Consider the following 20,350-nt stretch of genomic DNA (forward strand, 5'->3'; position numbering starts at 1 on the left):
CTGCGTTGGCTGACACGCCCTGATCGCGAGCAAGCTCGCTCCCCACAGGGGCTGGCGCTAATCATCGGGATAGCCACATGGGCTCAGGCTTCTTTTCCTCCTGGACATTCTGGGCACTGCTCTCGGCCACTTTCGCCGCGTTGACGGCGATCTTCGCTAAAGTCGGCATCGAAAACGTCAATTCCGACTTCGCCACCCTCCTGCGCACCATCGTGGTACTGGTCAGCCTGGCCTTGATTTTGTACGCCACGGGCCAATATCAGTCATTGGGATCAATATCCGCCAAGAGCTATCTGTTCCTGCTGTTATCCGGCCTGGGCACCGGCGCATCTTGGCTGTGCTATTTCCGGGCGCTAAAGGTCGGCCCGGCCTCGCTGGTGGCTCCAGTCGACAAGCTCAGCGTGGTGCTGGTGGCAGTGCTCGGCGTGATCCTGCTGGGCGAGAAACTCGACCTGCGTCAATGGGGTGGAGTCGGTCTGATTACGGCCGGTGTGGTGATGCTGGCGTTTCGTCGCTGAGCAAATTTCTCACTGAACCCATCCCGATTTCCTACAGACAAAAGTACATAGCCTTATTGCCTGGACCAAGCTGAACGTAACCTGTCAGGCAAAAGCCCGAAACACTCTCTCGCTAGCCAGTAACACTTCAGCTGTGCAACATGGCGCGCGTGTCTCCACAAACGGGTATTCCCTTTATGAAACGTTTTCTTAGCATCGCCATGGCGTTGTGCATCGGCCTGACGATGAGCCTCGACGCCAACGCCAAGCGCTTTGGTGGTGGCAAAAGCGCCGGCGCTGCGCCGACGCACCAGACCAGCCAGATGGCTCCCTCTTCCTCAGGCATGGGCGGCGCTGCGGCGACTGCCGGTGCCGCTGGCGCCGCTGCCAAGGCCGGCGGTGCTTCGCGCTGGCTCGGCCCTCTGGCCGGCATTGCCGCCGGTGGCCTGCTCGCATCCATGTTCATGGGTGGCGGCTTCCAGGGCATGCAGATCTTCGACATCCTGATCATGGGCTTGATCGCGTTCGTGATCTTCCGTTTCATCGCCGCTCGTCGCCGCAAGCAGCAAGAGCAATTCGCTCCGGCCGGCGCGCCGATGCAGCGTGAAACGTTCGAGCAAAAGCCTGCGGCCATGGGTTCGATCTTCGGTGGTTCGGCTGCACCGGCTGCCGCCCGTCCGGTAATCAACGCGCCGGCCTGGTTCAACGAACAGAACTTCCTTGAAGCTGCGCGCAGCCACTTCCAGTCGCTGCAGCAGCACTGGGATGCCAACGAAATGGACAAGATCGCCGAGTTCGTGACCCCGCAAATGCTCGAGTTCCTCAAGCGTGAGCGTGCGGATCTGGGCGACGCGTTCCAGTCGACCTACATCGACAACCTCCAGGTGCAACTGGACGGCGTCGATGACCGTGCCGACAAGACTATCGCCACCCTGACTTTCAGCGGTGTGTCGAAGACTTCGCGTTTCGACCAGGGCGAAGTGTTCAGCGAAAGCTGGAACATGGAACGTCCGCAGGGCGACAACCAGCCTTGGCTGGTCGCCGGTATCCGCCAGAACGGCTGATACCCTCTGCGTCAAGCATGCGCTTATGAAAACCCTGGACTCGTCCGGGGTTTTTCTATTTCACGGTTGCATCTATAGCGAGCTACTGTATAAACCGGCCCATATAAACCGCGCCATTCAAGCAAGAGGATCCCGGACGTGGAAGAAATCATCGAACAACTGCGCGAAGCCAACGAACCCGTACCGGTTCCATTGGAGTTGCCTGACGAAGATCTGCTGGTCGAAATCGAAGAACAACTGTTCATCGATATTCCGTTTGTCTTCAAAGAGTTTTTGCTGACCGTCAGCGATGTGGTTTACGGCAGCCTGGAACCCGTGACCGTGACCGACCCACAATCCCACACTTACTTGCCGGAGGTTGCCGCCAACGCCTGGGATGTCGGTGTTGATCGCAGCCTGATCCCGATCTGTCAGGACGGCGACGACTACTACTGTGTCGAGGAAGACGGCACAGTGGTGCTGTGGCAGGCCGAAGAAGAGCTGGTTGCCGAAGAAACCTGGGAATCGGTGTGGCACTGGGCGCGGGACGTCTGGCTGGAAAGCTGATCGGCCAAGCGCCCCGAGTGGTCAGTGCCCCGACGACTCCTTGTGATTGTCGAGGGTTTCCAGCAAGGCCACCTGCATCCGCGTGTGCACGCGGATGAACCAGCGCCAGAGCAGCGCCGCCACGGCGGCCGCGACCACGGCGATCAGCACCAGCAACTTGTTGGTCGGCAAAATACTGGCCGACAAGGCTGCCAGCAGCAGAAAAATCACCAGCAGCGAGAGAATCGGGATCACTTCGCAGATCACCCGGCGCACTCGCTGCGTGTGACGCCCAGCCATCTGCGGCTTCACGCCCATCTCCGCCAGCAACATCGACAGCGCCTTGAGCTTGCGGTACGCCGCAATCAAGAACGGCAGCGACACCAGCAGCGCTCCACCCCAGATCAATGCTTTCTGCCAGCTCGGATCGCTGATCCACTCCTGCATCCAGACCGACAGACGTCCGGCAAAGAATGCGCCGGTGAAGAAGATCGCAATCACCAGCGCCAGATTGACCCCGACCTGCAACAGAATCCGCCGAATCATCGCCGCCAGCATCGCGCCCTCGCCCTGCGGCTGAATGCTGCGCAGCCATTCGCCATACATCCCGAACACTCGCGAGAGACGTTGCGGCATGGCGGCAGACAGCTTGATCGACAGCGGATCAGCGGCGCGAATCAGATAAGGCGTCAGCAGTGTAGTGATCACCGACACTGCCACGGCAACCGGATAAAGGAAGTGACTGGTCACCTGCAAAGTCATGCCCAGTGCCGCGATAATGAAGGAAAATTCGCCAATCTGTGACAGCCCCATCCCTACCCGCAGTGAGGTGCGTCCGTCATTGCCGGCGATAAAGGCGCCGAGGCCGCAGGACAGCATCTTGCCCAGCACCACGGCGACGGTGATGACCGCAATCGGCCACGCATATTGCAGCAGGATCATCGGGTCGAGCATCAGGCCGATGGCCACAAAGAAGATCGCGCTGAACAGATCACGAATCGGCTCGATCAGCCGTTCGATTTTCAGCAGTTGCCGTGACTCGGCCATGATTGCGCCGATCAGGAATGCGCCCAGCACCATGCTGTATTCGAGCTTGACGACCAGCAGGCAAAAGCCGAAACACAGGCCCAGCACGGTGATCAGCAGCATCTCGTTGCTTTCGAATTTGGCGACGTAAGCCAGCAAGCGTGGCACCAACAGAATGCCGATCACCAGCGCAACAATCATGAACAGCGACAGCTTGCCGACCGTGGAGAACACTTCGCCGGAGCTCACCGTGCCGCTGACGGCGATGCTCGACAGCAGGGCAATAATGCCGATGCCGAGGATGTCTTCGACGATCAACACACCGAAGATCAACTGCGCGAAGCGCTCGTTCTTCATTTTCAGATCATTGAGCGCCTTGACGATGATGGTGGTCGAGGAGATTGCCAGGATCGCGCCGAGAAACAGCGAGTCCATGGTGCTCCAGTCAAACCAGCGACCAATCTCATAGCCGATCCAGATCATCAGGACGATTTCGAGGAACGCCGCGATAAACGCCGTGGCGCCGACCTTGAACAGCTTGCGCAGGCTGAACTCAAGGCCCAGGCAGAACATCAGGAAAATCACCCCCAGTTCGGCGAGGGTCTTGATCGTTTCTTCGTCGTGGATGAAGCCGAACGGCGGGGTGTGTGGGCCGATGATGAAACCGGCAACGATGTAACCGAGCACCACCGGTTGCTTGAACCGGTGAAACAGGACAGTTACCACGCCAGCGACCAACATGATCACCGCCAGATCCTGAATAAAGCTGATGGCATGCATGGCGTGGGCTCCTTGATTGGCCAAGCGCGCAGTCAGACGCCAGAGAGGTCTGAGGGTGCTCGGAAAAATCCGCGTTTGTTGTGGGAACGGCCTTTTTACGCGGGTTTTTGCAGGGTAGCACCGCGACTTCGGGCTGGAAGGCAGTGCAATATATGGAAACAGAACGATCCCGGCGTGACGGCGACCTGTCGCCCGGCGTCCCGATAACGGCACTTTTGAAAAGTGACCAGGCACCCGCAGAGGTGCTTCCAGCAATCCAGCCTTGATCCGTGAGAACGTTATGGAACCCGGAAACGCCCAGCTGTCGATGACGGTACTGATGACCCCCGACATGGCCAACTTCTCAGGCAATGTCCACGGCGGCACCCTGCTCAAATACCTCGACGAAGTGGCCTACGCCTGCGCGAGCCGCTATGCCGGCCGCTATGTGGTGACCCTGTCGGTGGATCAGGTGATTTTCCGCGAGCCGATCCATGTCGGTGAACTGGTGACGTTCCTCGCCTCGGTCAACTACACCGGCAACACGTCGATGGAAGTCGGCATCAAAGTGGTGACCGAGAACATCCGCGAACGCTCGGTGCGCCACACCAACAGTTGCTTCTTCACCATGGTCGCGGTGGATGATCAGCGCAAGCCGGCGCCCGTGCCGCCACTGCAACCCCAGAACAGTGAAGACAAGCGTCGTTACATGCAGGCCCAGCAGCGCCGGCAGATTCGTCAGGAGCTGGAGAAGCGTTACCAGGACATCAAGGGCGACGCCTGATCGATCCTTTGGGACGATGTCGCTTTACAGATAGCCTTCGCGAGCAAGCCCGCTCCTGCATTTAATCGCAGCGCTCCCATGAGAACGCGGTCGAATGTGGGAGCGGGCTTGCTCGCGAATGGGCGCGATGCGGTCTTACAGACTGATCGCCGTAGCCTCGAACTTCACTCGCGGATGCGCAATTCGGTCCTGCGCCCGCACCAGTTGCAGTTCGTAACTGGCGCTCGCCTGAGTCTCCAGCAACACTTCATGCACCGCCGCCGCCGTGAATTCGAACGCGGCCACCAGGCTGTCGCCCAGCAGCACCCGCGCCAGGAACAGACCGGACGTCAGATCGCCCACGCCCACCGGCTGGCGCGGGAACGCCAGCAACGGACGGCGCAGATGCCAACTGCCCTCGGCAGTCACCAACAACATCTCGAAGCCATCCGCCGGTTTACCCGGGTAATCCAGATGTTTGACCAGCACCGCTTTCGGCCCGCGCGCCAACAATGCCCGCGCCATCGCCAGGCAATCGAACAAGGACTGCGGCTTGCGCCCGGAGAAGCTGTCCAGTTCCAGTTGGTTCGGACACATAATGTCCGCCACCGCGGCCGCCTCTTCCAACAAGAAGTCGCTGACCTCCGTCGGCACGCTGCAACCCTTCTGCGGGTGCCCCATCACCGGATCACACAGATAGAGCGCCTTCGGGTTGACCGATTTGATGCGCGCAACGCCGCTGAGAATCGCCCGCCCCTGTGCGGCGCTGCCCAGATACCCCGAGAGCACCGCATCGCAGTTGCCCAGTTCGCCAATCGCAGCGATGCCTTCGACCAGTTCGGGAATCTGCTGAGGCGACAGCACTTCACCAGCCCACTGACCGTATTGGGTGTGGTTGGAGAACTGCACGGTGTTGAGTGGCCAGACATTCACCCCGACCCGCTGCATCGGGAAAACCGCTGCACTGTTACCGGCGTGGCCAAACACCACATGGGACTGAATGGCGAGCAGATGAGGCGTACGTTTCATTCGGGTTTTTCCGTAAAACGATTGAAATTCAAGCCGCGCAGTATGCGACGAAACGCAGTCTGTACGACAGACCGGCGACGCAGTTAAGCTGACGCCATCTTTTGGAGTTTGATGTTGATGCTGACCCTCGAAAACATCTTTGTGTTGATGCTGTTTGCCGCTGCCGGCGCGTGGCTTTGGCACAACCACGGCTTGCGCGAGCGAGCGCTGGAGCGGGTCAAGCAGCATTGCCTGAACGTGCGCGTCGAGTTGCTCGACGGCAACGTTGCGCTCAAGAAGATCGGCTTGATCAAGGACGCCAACGGTCGCCGACGTCTGGCGCGGGTGTACACCTTCGAATTCACGGTGACCGGCGAAACCCGCCACAACGGCACCATCACCCAGTTTGGCGCCCACAGCGCGCAGATCGAACTGGCACCCTACCCGGCGCCGTTCGACGATACGCCGCCCGTGGTCGAAGTCCACAAGCCTCGCGCCGAAGTGATCGAACTGAGTCAGTGGCGGCAGGAACACACCAAATGGAAGCCGTGAGTCAGCTCGCCTGAGTCCGGCACTGCGCCAACCCTGCCTGCAGTTGATCGATATTCTGCGAGTCGGCGAAGATCAGCTCGATTCGCGAATCCTTTCGCCATTCACTGGTTTGCCAAGTCAGCTCGGCGTTATCCAGAGCATTTGCCGAAAACCAACCGTCGGCGCTGTGGATAACCAGTTTGGCCCTGGCCCAGACAAGGCTTTGAAGCCAAACAGCCATTCGCTGCTGATCGAACGTCTGGCTCGGATGCCAGCGCCACCCCATGCTCCAACCGCCCTCCTGTGCCCGACTCAGGCAAATCGGTAGCGTCGGATCGCTCCAGACCGCCGGCATCTGCGCCAATCCTTTGGGCGCGACCCAGTTATCCACACCCGCCACCGCTTGCACGGCCAGGCCCGGCAGTTCGCTCAAGGGCAGTTGCGCCTGTTGCGTCCAGATCAGCCTGACGGGCGGCAACTGACTGGCAATTTTCTGGCGGGCGCTCCCATCCAGGCCTTCAGCCTTGTTCAGCAACAGTAAACCGGCACGGGCCAACGCTTGCTGTTGCGCTGTCGGCAGCGCTTTCCCCGCGTTGAGCGACTGGGCATCCAGCACCAGCACACACGGTTGTATCGCCAGTACGCCCTGCCATGGCGCTTCGCTCAGCTGTTCAAGTAACTGCGCGGGATGGCCCAGCCCGGAAGGCTCGATAAACAGCCGATCCGGTTTGGCCTTGCGCAGCAAACGTCCAAGGCCGACCTGAAACGGCGCACCATTCACGCAACACAAACAGCCTCCGGCCACTTCACCCAGTGCGATACCATCGCCGTCGCGAGTCAACAGCGCAGCGTCCAGGCCGATCTGACCGAACTCGTTGATGAGCACGGCCCAGCGTTCACCGACCGGTCGTTGCGCCATGAGCTGGCGAATCAGGCTGGTCTTGCCGGCGCCCAAAGGGCCGGCGATGACATGGGTAGGAATGTTCTGCAACATGGCCGGGAATTTTCTGAGGAGAGTGAAGATGCGTTGGAGGGGATGGTCGTTGTTGCTGATGCTGGTGTCGAGCGAAGTGTTGGCCCAGGCCTGCGTGGTGCACAGCCAGAGCGAGCGGCTCGACGTCAAAGTCTGCCAGCAGAACCGCAACATCCCGGAAAAACTGTTCAACGACGGCTTCTGCCAACCCACGTTGGCCGGGCAAAAAGTCGAGGTGCAGTACCTCGACCAGTGCCCGACCGGAGCCTTCGGCGTGTGCAGCAACGCGCAAGTCGCCAATATGCCCTATCGCCAGGATACTCACTATTACGGCGTGGCCACGGATGCCGCTTATCTACAGCCCTATTGCGAGGGGCAGAGCCAAGGCAAATGGCTCAAGCCTTGAAGCGTTAGCCGAGCCAGTCGAGGGTCAGAATCAGCCGACGCTCGCCGGCCGCCGGCTGGGGCGAGCGATGAATCAAGCCAAAACCTTCATTGCCGTGCCACTTTTCGCCCTTGAATAACGCGACTTCACCGCTGGCCAGTTGCTGGATCTGTGCCGAGTCTTGCGGCTGCGAATTCGCCTGGCCCAGTTGCTGACGATCCATCGTGCCTTCTTTGAGCCATTGACTGCCGACACCCGCATACGTGGTGATCAGCCGTACCGGCACATGATCAACGTGAAAACGCGGACACATGGCCTTATCCAGCACCCGCAGACGCAAGCCGATACGCCGGGCGCCGAGCAGACACGCGAAGGCGCTGACCAGCCACTTCAGGTCTGCGATAAAGCCCTCGTAACCCTGCAGATCGCGAAATCCGCCCGCCAACCCGGTGAGATCCGGCTCGGCCTCTTCATCAGCGATATCCAGGCACAGCGACTCCGCCAAGGGTTCGTTGAGTGACAATAGCAAATCAGCGAAATCAGCGATGTGCAGCGGTAGTTGCCGCTGCCAGACCGCGAGGTTTGTTTCGTCCTCAAGAATGCGTGCCAGCACTTTGGGCGTGGGCCCCTGATGCTGATAGCGGGTGCAGTTTTGCAACATGTTGAGCGCAAGCATCAGGCGGCCTCTTCATGCCAGGGACCGAACGGATCCGGCATCGATCGCCAACCTTCGACGCCGATCGCCATTTCATCATCGGTCAGCAAACACTCGTCGAGTTCTGCAGAAAGCTGCACGAAATCGATGTTCTGACCGATAAACACCAACTCCTGACGGCAGTCTCCGACGCTGGCGGTCCAGTTTTCCATGATCGCGGCGGTACTGTCCTGATCCTGCGGCCATTGGTTTTTCGGCACGAAACGCCACCAGCGTCCGGCAAAACCATGGCGCATCAAACCACCGGCCTGGGACCAACTGCCCGCGTCAGCAGGCTTGCTCGCCAGCCAGAAGAAGCCTTTGGAACGCAGCAATTTGCCGTTGAGCCACGGACGATCAATGAAGTTGTAAAAACGCTGCGGGTGGAAGGGGCGGCGCGCGCGATAGGCGGTAGAGGCGATGCCATATTCATCCGTTTCCGGGACGTGCTCACCGCGCAGCTCCTGCAACCAACCGGGGGCTTGCGCAGCTTTTTCAAAATCGAAACGACCCGTGTTGAGAATTTTGTCCAACGGCACTTCGCCCATGACCATCGGGATTATTTCGGCCTGAGCATTGAGGCGTTTGAGGATGGCGATCAGTTGTTCGCGCTCGCTCTGGCTGATCAGATCGATCTTGCTGATCAGCAACACGTCGGCGAACTCGACTTGCTCAATGAGCAGATCAGTGATGGAGCGCTCGTCCTCCTCACCGAGGGTTTCACCACGGGAGGCAAGGCTTTCGGCGGCCTGGTAGTCGAGGAGAAAATTCATGCCGTCGACGACTGTGACCATGGTGTCGAGACGGGCGATGTCAGCGAGGCTCTGTCCCTGCTCATCGCGGAAGGTGAAGGTCTCCGCCACCGGCAGTGGCTCGGAGATCCCCGTTGACTCGATCAACAAGTAATCGAAGCGGCCATCACGGGCGAGCTTGCTGACTTCCTCAAGCAAGTCCTCACGTAACGTACAGCAGATACAGCCGTTACTCATTTCCACGAGTTTTTCTTCGGCGCGGTTCAGGCTGACATCGCGCTGGACTTCGCTGCCATCAATGTTGATTTCGCTCATATCATTGACGATGACGGCGACGCGCAAACCGTTTCGATTACGTAGTACGTAATTCAAAAGTGTACTTTTACCGGCGCCAAGAAATCCGGAAAGTACGGTGACGGGCAATTCGGCTGACATTGGATAATCCTCATTAGATAGCAGCCGATCAACGCATTGGTTGCGCATAACGTTTTCTAGCCCCCACACGACAGGTTCGTGGAAGGTGAACGCTTGAAATCGGCCGGCTCAGGCTCAGTTCAAACTAATGTTATATTATAACAACATGAATAGACCAGCCCGCCTCTTGCCCAAAACGACGAAGAGCAGGAAGCTGCAACCCCTCTCACGCCCGGGAAACGCTATGAAAAATGCGCTGAAATGCTCGCTATTGAGCCTCACGCTGTTAACGACAGGCAGCGTTTGCGCGCAAATTCCGGAGCTCGCCAAGTGCACACGCAGCGCTAATCTGCTGGCCTGCGTCGATGCCGATGGCAACGCCTATAGCGTCAATACGGTAGGCAACACGCTCTATCTGCGCGGCTTTGAAAAAAGCAGCCAGCGTTACTGGGCGCAAACCAACAGTCGGTTCGGTCAACTGACGTTCTTCACCGGCGTCGCCTCCGACGGGGAAGCCTGGGTGGGCTATACCCGTCGGGTTGGTTGGACGACTATCAACCGCTTCTCCAGTTCGGGCGGTAGCAGCGCGAAGTTCACTTGTAGCCGAATCACCGGCTGCTAGGCCTGCGTTTTTTGCCGGGTCTGCTGCCACGCGAGGTAGCTGTCGATGGGCGGATTTTTTTCAAAGTAGCGCTGCAGCCCGTCAAATAAACCATCAGCGACGGCCTGTTGATGCCGCGTCGTGACCAGCCGCTGACTGTCACGCACGTTGGAAATAAAGCCGGTTTCCACCAGGATCGAGGGCACATCTGGCGATTTCAAAACCGCGAAGCCTGCTTGCTCGACGCGCTTTTGGTGCAGCGTAGTAATGCCTGCAAGACTGCCGAGAACCGTTTTCCCAAGCTGCAAACTAGCTGCGATCGTCGCGTTCATCGACATGTCGAGAATCACCCCGGCGAGCATCGGGTCCTTGTCTTTTAGATTAAGCAGGCTGGTGGCGCCGAGCAGATCGACACCGTTTTCGCGTTGCGCCATGAAGCGGGCAGTCGCTGATGTCGCGCCACCTTCAGACAGGCAATACACCGACGCGCCAGAGGCCGTCAGACGCGGCGCCGCATCGGCGTGTACCGAAATGAACATGTCGGCCTTGTGCTGACGAGCGATCTCGACACGCTTGCGCAAAGGCACGAAGAAGTCGTCGTTGCGCACCAGCTTCACGTCAAAACCTTTCTCTTTTTTCAGACGTTTGGCGAGCAACTTCGCGATGGATAACACCACATCCTTTTCCCGCTCTCCCTTGGCGCCGACTGCACCAGGGTCCTTCCCACCATGCCCAGGGTCGACAACCACGATGATGTCGCGCTTTGGATGAACCTTATCCAAGGATGTTTCACGTGGAACCATTGGCGCGGCAAGGGACTGCTTGGCGCTGACCAAATCCAACACAAGCCGATGCCCCTGACCCTCCTGTGGCGCCAGAAGGAAGCTGTTCAGCAGTACAGGACGGCTCAAATCGAGAACAATCCGCGTATCGCCACGGCCAAAAACGCCGGATCTGATAGATCGAATTACGGTGTTTTTTAACGCTAACTGACTGAAATCTGCGCTGACACTGGCCCCACTGAAATCAATAATGAGCCGCTCCGGAGCACTGAGCGTGAAGGTTTTGTAGCGTACCGGTCCGCTTAAATCGAAGACCAAACGCAGCTTTTCATCTGAACGCCAGAGTCGAGCGTTGCGGATTTGCGTAGCTGACACGCTGAAAGGGAGGGCGAAGGCCGCACTGGCCAGAATCAAATTGAGCAAGTGACGTCTGTGCATATGAAAGCCTGTTCATGAAAAAGGCATCGTGATTTGAATTGTTATAATGTAACATCTAATTCAATCAACACGATGGCCCCGAACATGAATTCGATGACACTCCCGGATATCGCCGCGCAGACGGCTCGCCAAGCTTTACCCCTCGAATGGGTGGGCATGTGCGGCATTGAGTTACCCGTGTTGCTGGAAGGCCAACGTCTGAGCGCCAAGGCGGATGCCGGTGTGAGTCTCGATGACGGTGAAGCACGCGGCATTCATATGTCGCGACTCTATGTGTCGTTAGCGGCCCTCGAACACACAAACCTCTCCCCCGGTTTTTTGCGCCAAATACTCCGTCATTTTCTCGATAGCCATGACGGCTTATCCAAAAATGCCTACCTGAATATCCACACCGATCTGCTATTGAAACGCCCCGCTTTGGTGAGCCCGCTGGCCGGGTGGCGATCCTACCCAGTGACCCTTTCAGCCAGCCTGAAAAACGAAATGTTCCACGTGGAACTCAAAATTGACGTGCAATATTCCTCGACGTGCCCTTGCTCTGCAGCACTGGCGAGGCAACTGATCCAGCAACAATTCATTGATGACTTCGCTAACAAACCGCTGCAACACGCCGACGTTTTGTCTTGGCTCGGTACGAACAAAGGCATCGTCGCCACGCCACACAGCCAACGCAGCACTGCGCAATTGCACCTGCAACTCGATGAATTTATCGATGAGCTGCCGATGAGCACGATTATCAACGATGCTGAAGCAGCCCTCGGCACCGCCGTCCAAACCGCTGTGAAACGTGCTGACGAACAAGCCTTCGCCTTGGCCAATGGACAGAATCTGATGTTCTGCGAAGACGCCGCTCGCCGACTGAATCTGGCCTTACGCCGCTCACCGGGCGTCAACGCCTTTCACCTGCGAGTGATTCACGCAGAAAGTCTGCACGCCCATGACGCCGTCGCCGAAAGTCGTTGGCACCGGGAGAACACATGATCCGCTGCCAATCCTTGAGCTGGGGCGCACCCGGCCAGCCGCTGACTTCGCCTCTGAGTCTGGAATTCGAAACAGGCAGTCTTACCGCGATCATTGGCGCCAACGGCTGCGGCAAAAGCAGTTTGTTGAAAGTGATTGCGGGCCTGCAAAAACCCCTGGCAGGCCACGTCACCCTGAGCGTTCCACGGCAGAGCGGACTGTCCTTCCTCCCACAACAACAGCATCTGGATCGGCAATTCCCGATTAGCCTGGAGGAGCTCGTGGCCGCCGGATTCTGGGGACGCAGACTGTCGACAACATTGCGCGCCCAGCGCCTCAAAACCGCACTGGAAAACTGGCACCTTGGTGGACTCGAGCGCCGTCCACTCATGGCGCTATCGGGCGGCGAATTACAACGCGCCCTGCTCGCTCGACTTAGCCTGACGGACACACCTGTGCTACTGCTGGACGAACCCCACGCCGCACTCGATGAACTCGGTCAGCAGTTACTCTGGCAACACATCCACGCATGGCATGCAGAGGGACGCACACTCGTCGTGGTGTGTCATGACCTGAGCGCCGTGCGCCAACACATCCCCCAAACCTTGCTGATCAAAAACACTGGCTGCGTCTACGGTCCGAGCGCCGAACTGATCCGGCAAACACCTCATACGCAGGTAGCCTGATGCTCACCGTCGCCCACTTCTGGCAGCCGTTCAGCGAGTTCGTCTTCATGCGTCGCGCCTTGTTAGGCGGGCTGGTATTGGCCTGCAGCACCGCCCCCCTGGGTGTGTTTCTGATCTTGCGGCGCATGAGCCTGATTGGTGACGCCGTCGCCCACGGCATCCTTCCCGGCGCCGCATTGGGCTTCTGGTTCGCCGGCCTGAGTCTGCCCGCGCTGACACTCGGCGGCCTCGGTGCCGGTTTGACCATGGCCGGTCTCGCCGCATGGATCACCCGACTCACGGGCCTGCGCGAAGACGCCAGCCTGGCGGCGATCTATCCAATCTCCTTGGCCGCCGGCGTACTCATTCTTGGCGTGGCCGGCAAACGCCTCGACCTTTTGCACCTGCTGTTCGGCTCGGCCCTGGCCGTCGATGGACCAACGCTCAATGGCATGTTGTGGGTCTCGGCGCTGAGCCTGATGGCCATGACGCTCATCTACAAACCGCTGCTGCTCGATACCCTCGACCCTCTATTTTTGCGAACCGTCAGCCGCCTCGGCCCGCTCGCCCATGGTGTGTTTCTGACGCTGGTTGTACTGAATCTGGTGATCGGCTTCCAGGCGATCGGTGCGCTGATGGTGGTCGGGCTGATGATGCTTCCCGCTGCGGCTTCACGATTCTGGAGTCGACGCCTCCCCATCCTGATCGCCGTTGCAGCAACCCTGGGTTGCCTGTCGGTATGGCTCGGTTTGTTGCTGTCGTTCTATTACTCACTGCCCAGCGGCCCCGCCATCGTACTGGTCGCCGGGACAGGTTATCTGCTGTCCGTGGTGTTCGGACCGGTGCACGGCTTGTTGCGCCGCCCGCCTTTGCTCACATCCCAATGAGGTGTTTCCCGATGCGCGCTCTACTCGTGCTGTTCAGCCTGATGCTATCGATGTCGTTGTCGGCGGCAGAAAAATTGCCAGTGGTCACCAGCTTCAGCATCCTCGCCGACATGGTGCATCAGGTCGGCGGCGAGCATATCCAGATCACCAACATGGTCGGCCCGGACGCTGACGCACACACCTATGAGCCGACACCGGACGATGCCAAAGCCCTGCTCACGGCCAAACTGATCATCAAGAACGGGCTCGGTTTTGAACCATGGCTGGATCGTCTGGTGACCAGCACTGAGACCAAAGCCCCGGTCGTCAGTGCCAGTCACGGCGTGATTCCACGTTCGCTGGATGAGGACGGCGAGACCGTTCCCGACCCGCACGCCTGGCATAATCTGGCCAACACTGAGCTGTACATCGCCAACATCACCAAGGCACTGATCGCGGCTGACCCGGCGAACAAAGCCGATTACGAGCGCAACAGCAAAACCTACCTGACGCACATCTACGCCCTCCTCGCCGAAGCCAAGGCCAAACTGGGTTCGCTACCGCCGGGCAATCGCAAGATCGTCACCAGCCATGATGCCTTCGGTTACCTCGGTCAGGCCTACGGTATCGACTTCATGGCACCCCAGGGGCTGTCGACCGAGCGCGAACCGTCCGCCGCAGAAGTCGCGGCACTGATCACCCAGATCCGCCAGGCCCACGTCAAAGCGGTGTTCATGGAGAACATCAAGGACGCTCGCCTGCTCAAACAGATCGCCGACGAAAGCGGCGCGCACATCGGCGGCACGCTTTACTCGGACGCCCTCGCCGCGAGTGGCCCGGCCAGCACCTTCACCGGCTTGTTCGAATACAACCTCAACACCCTTTACGACGCGCTGAGCCGACCATGATCCGCAAAAATCCTTCAGGTGATTTACCGCACATTGCCGAATCGGCCTATGTCGACAAAACCGCGATCATCTGCGGCAAAGTGGTGATCGGCGAAAACGTCTTCGTCGGCCCGTACGCGGTCATCCGTGCGGACGAGGTGGATGCATCGGGCGGGATGGAGCCGATCACCATCGGCGCCAATTCGAACATTCAGGACGGTGTAGTGATCCACTCAAAATCCGGTGCCGCGGTGACCATCGGCGAGTTCAGCTCCATCGCCCACCGCTCGATCGTGCACGGCCCGTGCGTGGTCGGCGACCGGGTATTCATCGGCTTCAACAGCGTGTTGTTCAACTGCGTGGTTGGCAGTGGCTGCGTGGTACGCCATAACTCCGTGGTCGATGGCCGCGATTTGCCAGACGCGTTCTATGTGCCCTCCACCACCCGCATCGGCCCGAACACCGACCTGTCGTTATTCACGCCGGTGAGTGTCAGCGCCTCAGAGTTTTCCGAAGACGTGGCGCGTACCAACGTCGATCTGGTGCGCGGCTACAAAGCCCTACAGAACGAGTTCTGACCCCTCATTTTGATAAGGCTTTAAAGACGCGTTTACGAACAAGCCCGCTGCCACAAGGTCAACACTAGACCGGTGGCAGCGGGCTTGCTCGCGAAGCATTTAAGCTCTTGGTTTTACGGCGCCGCAATCCTGGCCCAGCCATACCGCGCGGGTTTCCAGACTGCCCTTCTGATTGATACCGATGGCGTTGAACGTACCGTTGGCGACCGTGGTGAATTCACGATCACTGAGGAACGTGGCCACGCCAGTGCCCTGCGCTCTCGGGCAACTGAAGCGGAATTTCCATTGGTTGCCGCTACGCTCGGTGATCTGCTGTTTGCAGCCCGATTGCGGATCAGCCAACGGAATATCATCGGTCGCCACTTGCTGCGGCGTCAGGCAGGCGCGGATGCCTTTACCGCCAATATTGATCCCGTTCTTTTCCAGCGCTGCCCGCTGTTGGGGAGTCATCTGTCCCTGGAGTTGGCCAAGGATCGATTGCACATCCATCGGTTGATCATCGACTTTCACATTGCTCGAGGTCATTTCCCACAGCCCCGGCTGCAGCATCTGCGCCTGAGCCATCACCGGCATTGCCAAACCCAGGCCCAGCGCCAAACCCAGCAGACGAACGTTCATCGATAAACTCCTGATCAGTAGTGGCCGTTAGACGTCAGCCGATTGCTTCGGTTCATGCACCAATTAAATAGCGACATTCGCGATAGAACATGGTCTGTTAAGCATTGAATCTTGCGGAGCAAGGCTGCCCCATGGATTATTTTGGACCGCACATTTTCGGTTATATGATCGCCCTGATACACACCCTCGGATTGATCGCCGCGATTCATGCGGTGTTGACCGTGCGCACGGCTCAGGGCTCGATCGCCTGGGCATTGTCACTGATCTTCATTCCCTACCTGACGCTTATTCCTTACCTGGTGTTCGGACGCAGCACATTCGATGGGTACATCAAGGCGCGACGCCAGGCCAACGAACAGATGCGCCAGGCCATCTCCGAGCTGAACTGGCGTCCATGGGTAGAAGAAGCCCTGACTGCCCGCGCCTCGAATGCCTACGCCTCGCTACGCGCCATGCCCAAACTGGGCCGCATGCCGTGCCTGGCAAACAACCAAGTACAGTTGTTGGTGAATGGCACAGACACCTTCGATGCAATTTTCCATGCCATCGATCAAGCCCGCGAGGCGGTACTGATCCAGTTCTTCATCATTCATGACGACCGTCTCGGCCAACGCCTGCGCGATTTGCTGCTCAAGAAAGCCGCCGAAGGCGTGACCATCCATTTGCTCTTCGACGGCATCGGCAGCCACGCCCTGCCCCATAGCTATGTGCAGGCATTGCGTGATGGCGGCGTCGAAGTCAAAGCCTTCGCCACACGCAGCGGCTGGCTCAACCGCTTTCAGGTCAATTTCCGTAACCACCGCAAAATCGTCGTGGTCGATGGTGTGATCGGGTTTGTCGGCGGGCATAACGTCGGCGATGAATACATGGGGGAGAAACCACCGTTGGCGCCATGGCGCGACACCCATGTGCAGGTGCGAGGCCCGGTGGTGGCGTGCATGCAGGAATCCTTTGCCGAAGACTGGTTCTGGGCCGCGCGAACGTTACCGCCGCTCATCTTGCCGGATGAGTACCCCGACGATGGCGTGCTCTGCCAACTGCTCGCCAGTGGGCCGGCGGACGCTTATGAAACCTGTTCCCTGTTTTTCGTCGAAGCCATTCATGCCGCGACAGAACGGGTGTGGATCACCAGCCCTTACTTCATTCCTGACGAAGCCGTATTCGCGGCGTTAAGGCTGGCGGTTTTACGCGGTGTGGATGTGCGCTTGCTGCTGCCTTCGCGTCCCGATCACCGTATCGTCTATGCCGCCTCCAGCCTCTATGCGTTTGAAGCGGTTCGGGCAGGCGTGCGCGTATTCCGCTACCAACCGGGGTTCCTGCATCAGAAAGTCGTGTTGATCGACAGTGAGATCAGCGCCATCGGCAGTGCCAATCTGGACAACCGCTCGTTCCGGCTGAATTTCGAAGTGATGCTGCTGACCGTCGACAGCGATTTTGCCGCCAACGTGGAACACATGCTCAACGAGGATTTCGAGCAAGCCTTTGAGATCGCCAAAGAAGAAAGCCGGAAGATCCACCGCCTGCAACAACTCGGCATGCGGATCGCCCGGCTTATTTCACCGATTCTCTAAACGCTCCCTCCTACAGGTTGAGGGAGCGGTGGCTATCAAGGGTGGTAGATGTCGTCACGGGTCCAGGGCAGTTCATGGCTGCCATCGGCGTGCGCTTTCACCGCGAGAATCTGGTGCAGATTGATCCAGCCATGCGCAAATGCGTAAGCACAGCCGGCCAGGTACAGGCGCCAGATGCGCAGCGCCTGATCAGGCACCAGCTTCGCGGCGGCGTCGAGGTTGTCCTCCAGCCGCTCGCTCCAGTGATCGAGCGTACGGGCGTAATGCAGGCGCAGGCTTTCGACGTCGACAATCTCCAGCCCGGCTTCGCTGATCTCACCCGAGATCATTGCCAGGTGCGGTAGCTCGCCGTTGGGGAATACATATTTCTCGATGAACTCCCCGGCACCACGCCCCACCGGACGACCATCGGTGTGCTTGGCGGTGATGCCATGGTTCATCACCAGACCGCCCTCCTTCACCGCGCCAAACAAGATTTTGCAGTATTCGGCGAGATTGGCGTGGCCGACGTGCTCAAACATACCGACGCTGACCACTTTGTCGAAACGCCCGTCCTGGGGCAGATCGCGGTAGTCGAGCAGTTGCAGTTCGATCAGGTCTTCCAGGCCTTCGGCTTTCACCCGCTCGCGGGCCAGTTCCAGTTGCGCGTTGCTGAGGGTGATGCCCAACACCTTGGCGCCGAACTCCCGGGCGGCGTAACGCGCCAGGCCGCCCCATCCACACCCGACATCCAGCAAATAGTCGCCTGGCTGCAAACGCAGCTTGCGACATAGATGCCGGAATTTGGCTTGTTGCGCCTGTTCAAGCGTTTCGCTGCCGGTCTCAAAGTAAGCGCAGGAGTACGCCATGTCGCTGTCTAGCCAGAGCTGGTAGAACGCGTTGGACAGGTCGTAATGATAGGAGATGGCTTTGGCGTCGGTTTCCTTGTCGTGCAGCGAGCGTACCGGATTGGTGTCGTCATCCTCATCGGACAAAGCACTGCTCCACTCGTCACAAACACGGATGACCTCGGCAATCGAACCTTCCAGTTCGAGCTTGCCCTCGACAAACGCCGCCCCCAGCGCATCGAGGCTTGGATGGGTCAATTGCGAAACCATCTGGGGATCCTTGACCACGATGGTGACACTGGGCGATGGCCCGAGATTGAACTCATGGCCATCCCAAAGTCGCAGACGAAGCGCAAGCTGCAGATTCTGTAAGGCCGGTGGAAGTTGCGCGAGCATGGAAAACTCCCCCTGTTTCAGAAGTCAAATCTGAGGGTAGACCATCCTTGAAAAATAGCAGGCTATCGATTTAATTAGCCTTATCTATTGTGGCAGACGCTCTAACAGGCCTTCCTGCACCCACTGTTTCAACCAGGTCACGGCCTGAAGTGGAGCGCCCTCTTCATAGATGACTGCTAACTCGGCGCACAGTTCGGCGAAACTCCAGCCTTCGTTTACCAAGCCATTCAGAGCCTTGGCCTCGGCAGATTCCAGACTGCGGTAATGACAGATCAGATCGTTACGCCAGATCAGGTAGATCTGAGGGGTTTGAAGTGGCTGGCTGGGCGGGAAATCGGTTTGTTCCTTAACGGAACGCCACAGGGCGACGCTGTTGAACCGGCATTCCAGCCACTGAACGCACGGCGCGAGTTTGACCCGCAGCGTTGGCCATTCTTGCGCGGACAGCATCGTCATGGTTTCCAGATTTAACGGCTCACCCGCTGGCGCATCGAAAGCCAAAGTGAATGCCCACTCGAGCCTCGCCATTTCAGCCAAAGGCGCACTGTGTTCAGGCACCAGATGCTCGCGAATAAACCCCTCGAAACCTTTACCCAACCAACGCAGGCTGTAATGCGCCGACGGGTATTGACGCAGGTACGCGGTGGCGAGCGAGTCGAACGCCTCGTCGCCCATCCAGTACCAGATCACCGGAAAATCGTTGCGCAACACTTCCAGTAGACGGGCCTGATAAGCGTTGTGATAGATCGCCAGACCGGTGCCGACATCCAGCGTAGGCCCGCCGATCAGACTGGCGCCCAGCAGCGGTTGGGCTGTGGCCGCCTCATCCAGCAAATACGACTCGAATGCCAATTGCCATTCTTTCAGGCGCATTGCTGTCTCCCGGCCAGAACCCTTTCACCCAGCGCCCGCGCCTTTTGCAGTTCATCGAGCAACTCTTCAAAAGGCGGAAAGTGATCGTCACGTTCCAGCAAAGTAGCCACCGGACCGAAGTGCTCCAACGTACGTTGATACAACGCCCAGACGGGGTCGCTCACCGGTTGGTCATGGGTATCGATGACGTAATCGCCGTAGTCACTGTGTCCCGCCAGATGCAGTTGACGCACCTTGTCGGTCGGCAGGCTGTGAATGAACGTCCACGGATCAAATCCATGATTGCGAGAACTGACGTAGACATTGTTGACGTCCAGCAGTAACTCACAACCGCTCTGCCGACTCAGGGCAGCAAGAAATTCCCATTCCGTGAAATCATCTGAGGCAGCTCGGACATAACTGGAGACGTTCTCCAGCACCAATGGCCGCTGCAAAACGTCCTGAACGTGGCGCACGCGTTCGGCAATGTATTCAAGACTTTCTTCGGTGTAAGGCAGAGGCAGCAAATCGTGCAACTGATGAGCGTTGCCGCGACTCCAGCACAAGTGATCGGAGATCCACGCGGGGTTGACCCGTTCGGCCAGTTGCTTGAGTTGTTTCAGATAGTCCACATCGAGGGCATGTGGCCCGCCGATGGAGAGTGAAACGCCATGCATCACCAGCGGATAACGCTCGGCAATGGCGTCCAGGTAATACAGGGCTTTACCGCCTTGCACCATGAAATTTTCGGAGACCACTTCAAACCAGTCCACGTTCGGCGACTGTTCGAGGATCTGCTGGTAGTAAGCGCTACGCAATCCCAGGCCATAGCCGAGGAAGGGGTCAGAGGCGGACATGTGCAGACTCCTGTTAAAAAGTGGCCGCAGTGGCGTGAGCCACTGCGGCGGCACTTGCCGG

Annotated in this window: 23 protein-coding genes; 13 read left to right on the top strand and 10 right to left on the bottom strand. The window is 58.6% G+C overall.

Going from position 1 to position 20,350, the window contains the following annotated elements; translation table 11 throughout:
- Nucleotides 1-77 precede the first annotated feature (77 nt).
- From AACY50_RS09045 to AACY50_RS09055, 3 genes are all read left to right on the top strand, one after another.
- Nucleotides 78-518: an EamA family transporter gene (locus AACY50_RS09045; RefSeq protein ID WP_339465150.1), complete on the top strand. Its 441-nt coding sequence runs from the start codon at nucleotides 78-80 to the stop codon at nucleotides 516-518.
- 176 nt (nucleotides 519-694) lie between these two features.
- Nucleotides 695-1,561 (top strand): Tim44 domain-containing protein, encoded by an 867-nt coding sequence (locus AACY50_RS09050; RefSeq protein WP_339431482.1) that lies wholly within the window; start codon nucleotides 695-697, stop codon nucleotides 1,559-1,561.
- A 138-nt stretch (nucleotides 1,562-1,699) separates the two neighbouring features.
- Nucleotides 1,700-2,107, top strand: coding sequence for an SMI1/KNR4 family protein (locus AACY50_RS09055; RefSeq protein WP_339431481.1), 408 nt, complete (start codon nucleotides 1,700-1,702; stop codon nucleotides 2,105-2,107).
- A 21-nt stretch (nucleotides 2,108-2,128) separates the two neighbouring features.
- Here the strand turns inward: AACY50_RS09055 and AACY50_RS09060 are convergent, their stop codons facing one another.
- Nucleotides 2,129-3,892, bottom strand: coding sequence for a cation:proton antiporter (locus tag AACY50_RS09060; protein WP_339465148.1), 1,764 nt, complete (start codon nucleotides 3,890-3,892; stop codon nucleotides 2,129-2,131).
- A 280-nt stretch (nucleotides 3,893-4,172) separates the two neighbouring features.
- Here AACY50_RS09060 and AACY50_RS09065 point away from each other — a divergent pair, with 280 nt between their 5' ends.
- Complete coding sequence (locus AACY50_RS09065) at nucleotides 4,173-4,655, top strand: acyl-CoA thioesterase (protein ID WP_007989648.1); 483 nt, start codon at nucleotides 4,173-4,175, stop codon at nucleotides 4,653-4,655.
- 135 nt (nucleotides 4,656-4,790) lie between these two features.
- Here AACY50_RS09065 and pdxY read toward each other — a convergent pair whose 3' ends face one another.
- Complete coding sequence (gene pdxY / locus AACY50_RS09070; RefSeq protein WP_339431479.1) at nucleotides 4,791-5,663, bottom strand: pyridoxal kinase PdxY; 873 nt, start codon at nucleotides 5,661-5,663, stop codon at nucleotides 4,791-4,793.
- A 117-nt stretch (nucleotides 5,664-5,780) separates the two neighbouring features.
- Here pdxY and AACY50_RS09075 point away from each other — a divergent pair, with 117 nt between their 5' ends.
- Nucleotides 5,781-6,194, top strand: a complete 414-nt coding sequence (locus AACY50_RS09075; protein WP_339431478.1) for a DUF3301 domain-containing protein — start codon at nucleotides 5,781-5,783, stop codon at nucleotides 6,192-6,194.
- 1 nt (nucleotide 6,195) lies between these two features.
- Here the strand turns inward: AACY50_RS09075 and AACY50_RS09080 are convergent, their stop codons facing one another.
- On the bottom strand, nucleotides 6,196-7,167 hold the full coding sequence (locus AACY50_RS09080) for a CobW family GTP-binding protein (RefSeq protein WP_339538463.1): 972 nt from the start codon (nucleotides 7,165-7,167) through the stop codon (nucleotides 6,196-6,198).
- A gap of 28 nt (nucleotides 7,168-7,195) precedes the next feature.
- On the opposite strand from AACY50_RS09080, the gene AACY50_RS09085 reads away from it, so the two are divergent.
- Nucleotides 7,196-7,552 carry an NADH:ubiquinone oxidoreductase gene (locus AACY50_RS09085; RefSeq protein WP_339465146.1) on the top strand — a complete coding sequence of 119 codons (357 nt, stop codon included), beginning with the start codon at nucleotides 7,196-7,198 and terminating at the stop codon, nucleotides 7,550-7,552.
- Nucleotides 7,553-7,556: 4 nt separating this feature from the next.
- Here the strand turns inward: AACY50_RS09085 and AACY50_RS09090 are convergent, their stop codons facing one another.
- Both AACY50_RS09090 and zigA read right to left on the bottom strand, forming a co-directional pair.
- Nucleotides 7,557-8,207 carry a DUF1826 domain-containing protein gene (locus AACY50_RS09090; RefSeq protein WP_339538464.1) on the bottom strand — a complete coding sequence of 217 codons (651 nt, stop codon included), beginning with the start codon at nucleotides 8,205-8,207 and terminating at the stop codon, nucleotides 7,557-7,559.
- Nucleotides 8,207-9,412 carry a zinc metallochaperone GTPase ZigA gene (gene zigA / locus AACY50_RS09095; protein WP_339431474.1) on the bottom strand — a complete coding sequence of 402 codons (1,206 nt, stop codon included), beginning with the start codon at nucleotides 9,410-9,412 and terminating at the stop codon, nucleotides 8,207-8,209. The genes AACY50_RS09090 and zigA overlap by 1 nt, the downstream gene beginning before the upstream one ends.
- 223 nt (nucleotides 9,413-9,635) lie before the next feature.
- Between zigA and AACY50_RS09100 the strand changes: the two genes are divergently transcribed.
- Nucleotides 9,636-10,013 carry a glutamine synthetase gene (locus tag AACY50_RS09100; protein WP_339431473.1) on the top strand — a complete coding sequence of 126 codons (378 nt, stop codon included), beginning with the start codon at nucleotides 9,636-9,638 and terminating at the stop codon, nucleotides 10,011-10,013.
- Here the strand turns inward: AACY50_RS09100 and AACY50_RS09105 are convergent.
- On the bottom strand, nucleotides 10,010-11,212 hold the full coding sequence (locus AACY50_RS09105; protein ID WP_339538466.1) for an N-acetylmuramoyl-L-alanine amidase: 1,203 nt from the start codon (nucleotides 11,210-11,212) through the stop codon (nucleotides 10,010-10,012). The two genes, AACY50_RS09100 and AACY50_RS09105, sit on opposite strands and share 4 nt — an antisense overlap.
- Nucleotides 11,213-11,296: 84 nt before the next feature.
- Here AACY50_RS09105 and folE2 point away from each other — a divergent pair, with 84 nt between their 5' ends.
- Genes folE2 through AACY50_RS09130 form a run of 5 tightly spaced genes read left to right on the top strand, consistent with a single transcriptional unit; the run spans nucleotide 11,297 to nucleotide 15,168 of the window.
- On the top strand, nucleotides 11,297-12,193 hold the full coding sequence (gene folE2, locus AACY50_RS09110; protein ID WP_339431471.1) for a GTP cyclohydrolase FolE2: 897 nt from the start codon (nucleotides 11,297-11,299) through the stop codon (nucleotides 12,191-12,193).
- On the top strand, nucleotides 12,190-12,858 hold the full coding sequence (locus tag AACY50_RS09115; protein WP_339538467.1) for a metal ABC transporter ATP-binding protein: 669 nt from the start codon (nucleotides 12,190-12,192) through the stop codon (nucleotides 12,856-12,858). Before folE2 ends, AACY50_RS09115 begins: the two co-directional genes overlap by 4 nt.
- On the top strand, nucleotides 12,858-13,724 hold the full coding sequence (locus AACY50_RS09120; RefSeq protein WP_339538468.1) for a metal ABC transporter permease: 867 nt from the start codon (nucleotides 12,858-12,860) through the stop codon (nucleotides 13,722-13,724). The genes AACY50_RS09115 and AACY50_RS09120 overlap by 1 nt, the downstream gene beginning before the upstream one ends.
- A gap of 11 nt (nucleotides 13,725-13,735) precedes the next feature.
- A complete protein-coding gene (locus AACY50_RS09125; protein WP_339431468.1) occupies nucleotides 13,736-14,611 on the top strand; it encodes a metal ABC transporter substrate-binding protein in 876 nt (291 codons plus the stop codon).
- Nucleotides 14,608-15,168 (top strand): gamma carbonic anhydrase family protein, encoded by a 561-nt coding sequence (locus tag AACY50_RS09130; protein ID WP_339431467.1) that lies wholly within the window; start codon nucleotides 14,608-14,610, stop codon nucleotides 15,166-15,168. The genes AACY50_RS09125 and AACY50_RS09130 overlap by 4 nt, the downstream gene beginning before the upstream one ends.
- A 99-nt stretch (nucleotides 15,169-15,267) precedes the next feature.
- Here AACY50_RS09130 and AACY50_RS09135 read toward each other — a convergent pair whose 3' ends face one another.
- Complete coding sequence (locus tag AACY50_RS09135) at nucleotides 15,268-15,786, bottom strand: DUF3617 domain-containing protein (RefSeq protein WP_339431466.1); 519 nt, start codon at nucleotides 15,784-15,786, stop codon at nucleotides 15,268-15,270.
- A 131-nt stretch (nucleotides 15,787-15,917) separates the two neighbouring features.
- Between AACY50_RS09135 and cls the strand changes: the two genes are divergently transcribed.
- A complete protein-coding gene (gene cls, locus AACY50_RS09140; protein ID WP_339431465.1) occupies nucleotides 15,918-17,357 on the top strand; it encodes a cardiolipin synthase in 1,440 nt (479 codons plus the stop codon).
- Between the two features lie 35 nt (nucleotides 17,358-17,392).
- On the opposite strand, the gene cfaB is transcribed toward cls, so the two are convergent.
- The 3 genes from cfaB to bufB form a co-directional block, all read right to left on the bottom strand.
- Nucleotides 17,393-18,580 (bottom strand): C17 cyclopropane fatty acid synthase CfaB, encoded by a 1,188-nt coding sequence (cfaB, locus tag AACY50_RS09145; RefSeq protein WP_339431464.1) that lies wholly within the window; start codon nucleotides 18,578-18,580, stop codon nucleotides 17,393-17,395.
- Between the two features lie 84 nt (nucleotides 18,581-18,664).
- The gene (locus tag AACY50_RS09150; protein ID WP_339494144.1) at nucleotides 18,665-19,453 is read right to left on the bottom strand and encodes a DNA-binding domain-containing protein; all 789 of its coding nucleotides are present in this window, start codon (nucleotides 19,451-19,453) and stop codon (nucleotides 18,665-18,667) included.
- Nucleotides 19,444-20,289: an MNIO family bufferin maturase gene (gene bufB / locus AACY50_RS09155; protein WP_339431462.1), complete on the bottom strand. Its 846-nt coding sequence runs from the start codon at nucleotides 20,287-20,289 to the stop codon at nucleotides 19,444-19,446. Before bufB ends, AACY50_RS09150 begins: the two co-directional genes overlap by 10 nt.
- Nucleotides 20,290-20,350 lie beyond the last annotated feature (61 nt).

The sequence above is a fragment of the Pseudomonas sp. RA_15y_Pfl2_54 genome, from assembly GCF_963971015.1.
Lineage (GTDB): Bacteria > Pseudomonadota > Gammaproteobacteria > Pseudomonadales > Pseudomonadaceae > Aquipseudomonas > Aquipseudomonas baetica_A.

What these genes read in the sequence shown, in the direction of transcription:
- AACY50_RS09120 (WP_339538468.1), top strand. Translation starts at nt 12,858, where the DNA reads ATGCTCACCGTCGCCCACTTCTGGCAGCCGTTCAGCGAGTTCGTCTTC.
- cls (WP_339431465.1), top strand. Translation starts at nt 15,918, where the DNA reads ATGGATTATTTTGGACCGCACATTTTCGGTTATATGATCGCCCTGATA.
- AACY50_RS09085 (WP_339465146.1), top strand. Translation starts at nt 7,196, where the DNA reads ATGCGTTGGAGGGGATGGTCGTTGTTGCTGATGCTGGTGTCGAGCGAA.
- cfaB (WP_339431464.1), bottom strand. Translation starts at nt 18,580, where the DNA reads ATGCTCGCGCAACTTCCACCGGCCTTACAGAATCTGCAGCTTGCGCTT.
- AACY50_RS09090 (WP_339538464.1), bottom strand. Translation starts at nt 8,207, where the DNA reads ATGCTTGCGCTCAACATGTTGCAAAACTGCACCCGCTATCAGCATCAG.
- AACY50_RS09060 (WP_339465148.1), bottom strand. Translation starts at nt 3,892, where the DNA reads ATGCATGCCATCAGCTTTATTCAGGATCTGGCGGTGATCATGTTGGTC.
- AACY50_RS09130 (WP_339431467.1), top strand. Translation starts at nt 14,608, where the DNA reads ATGATCCGCAAAAATCCTTCAGGTGATTTACCGCACATTGCCGAATCG.
- AACY50_RS09135 (WP_339431466.1), bottom strand. Translation starts at nt 15,786, where the DNA reads ATGAACGTTCGTCTGCTGGGTTTGGCGCTGGGCCTGGGTTTGGCAATG.
- zigA (WP_339431474.1), bottom strand. Translation starts at nt 9,412, where the DNA reads ATGTCAGCCGAATTGCCCGTCACCGTACTTTCCGGATTTCTTGGCGCC.
- AACY50_RS09115 (WP_339538467.1), top strand. Translation starts at nt 12,190, where the DNA reads ATGATCCGCTGCCAATCCTTGAGCTGGGGCGCACCCGGCCAGCCGCTG.
- pdxY (WP_339431479.1), bottom strand. Translation starts at nt 5,663, where the DNA reads ATGAAACGTACGCCTCATCTGCTCGCCATTCAGTCCCATGTGGTGTTT.
- AACY50_RS09080 (WP_339538463.1), bottom strand. Translation starts at nt 7,167, where the DNA reads ATGTTGCAGAACATTCCTACCCATGTCATCGCCGGCCCTTTGGGCGCC.
- AACY50_RS09065 (WP_007989648.1), top strand. Translation starts at nt 4,173, where the DNA reads ATGGAACCCGGAAACGCCCAGCTGTCGATGACGGTACTGATGACCCCC.
- AACY50_RS09105 (WP_339538466.1), bottom strand. Translation starts at nt 11,212, where the DNA reads ATGCACAGACGTCACTTGCTCAATTTGATTCTGGCCAGTGCGGCCTTC.
- AACY50_RS09125 (WP_339431468.1), top strand. Translation starts at nt 13,736, where the DNA reads ATGCGCGCTCTACTCGTGCTGTTCAGCCTGATGCTATCGATGTCGTTG.
- folE2 (WP_339431471.1), top strand. Translation starts at nt 11,297, where the DNA reads ATGAATTCGATGACACTCCCGGATATCGCCGCGCAGACGGCTCGCCAA.
- AACY50_RS09100 (WP_339431473.1), top strand. Translation starts at nt 9,636, where the DNA reads ATGAAAAATGCGCTGAAATGCTCGCTATTGAGCCTCACGCTGTTAACG.
- AACY50_RS09150 (WP_339494144.1), bottom strand. Translation starts at nt 19,453, where the DNA reads ATGCGCCTGAAAGAATGGCAATTGGCATTCGAGTCGTATTTGCTGGAT.
- AACY50_RS09075 (WP_339431478.1), top strand. Translation starts at nt 5,781, where the DNA reads ATGCTGACCCTCGAAAACATCTTTGTGTTGATGCTGTTTGCCGCTGCC.
- AACY50_RS09045 (WP_339465150.1), top strand. Translation starts at nt 78, where the DNA reads ATGGGCTCAGGCTTCTTTTCCTCCTGGACATTCTGGGCACTGCTCTCG.
- bufB (WP_339431462.1), bottom strand. Translation starts at nt 20,289, where the DNA reads ATGTCCGCCTCTGACCCCTTCCTCGGCTATGGCCTGGGATTGCGTAGC.
- AACY50_RS09050 (WP_339431482.1), top strand. Translation starts at nt 695, where the DNA reads ATGAAACGTTTTCTTAGCATCGCCATGGCGTTGTGCATCGGCCTGACG.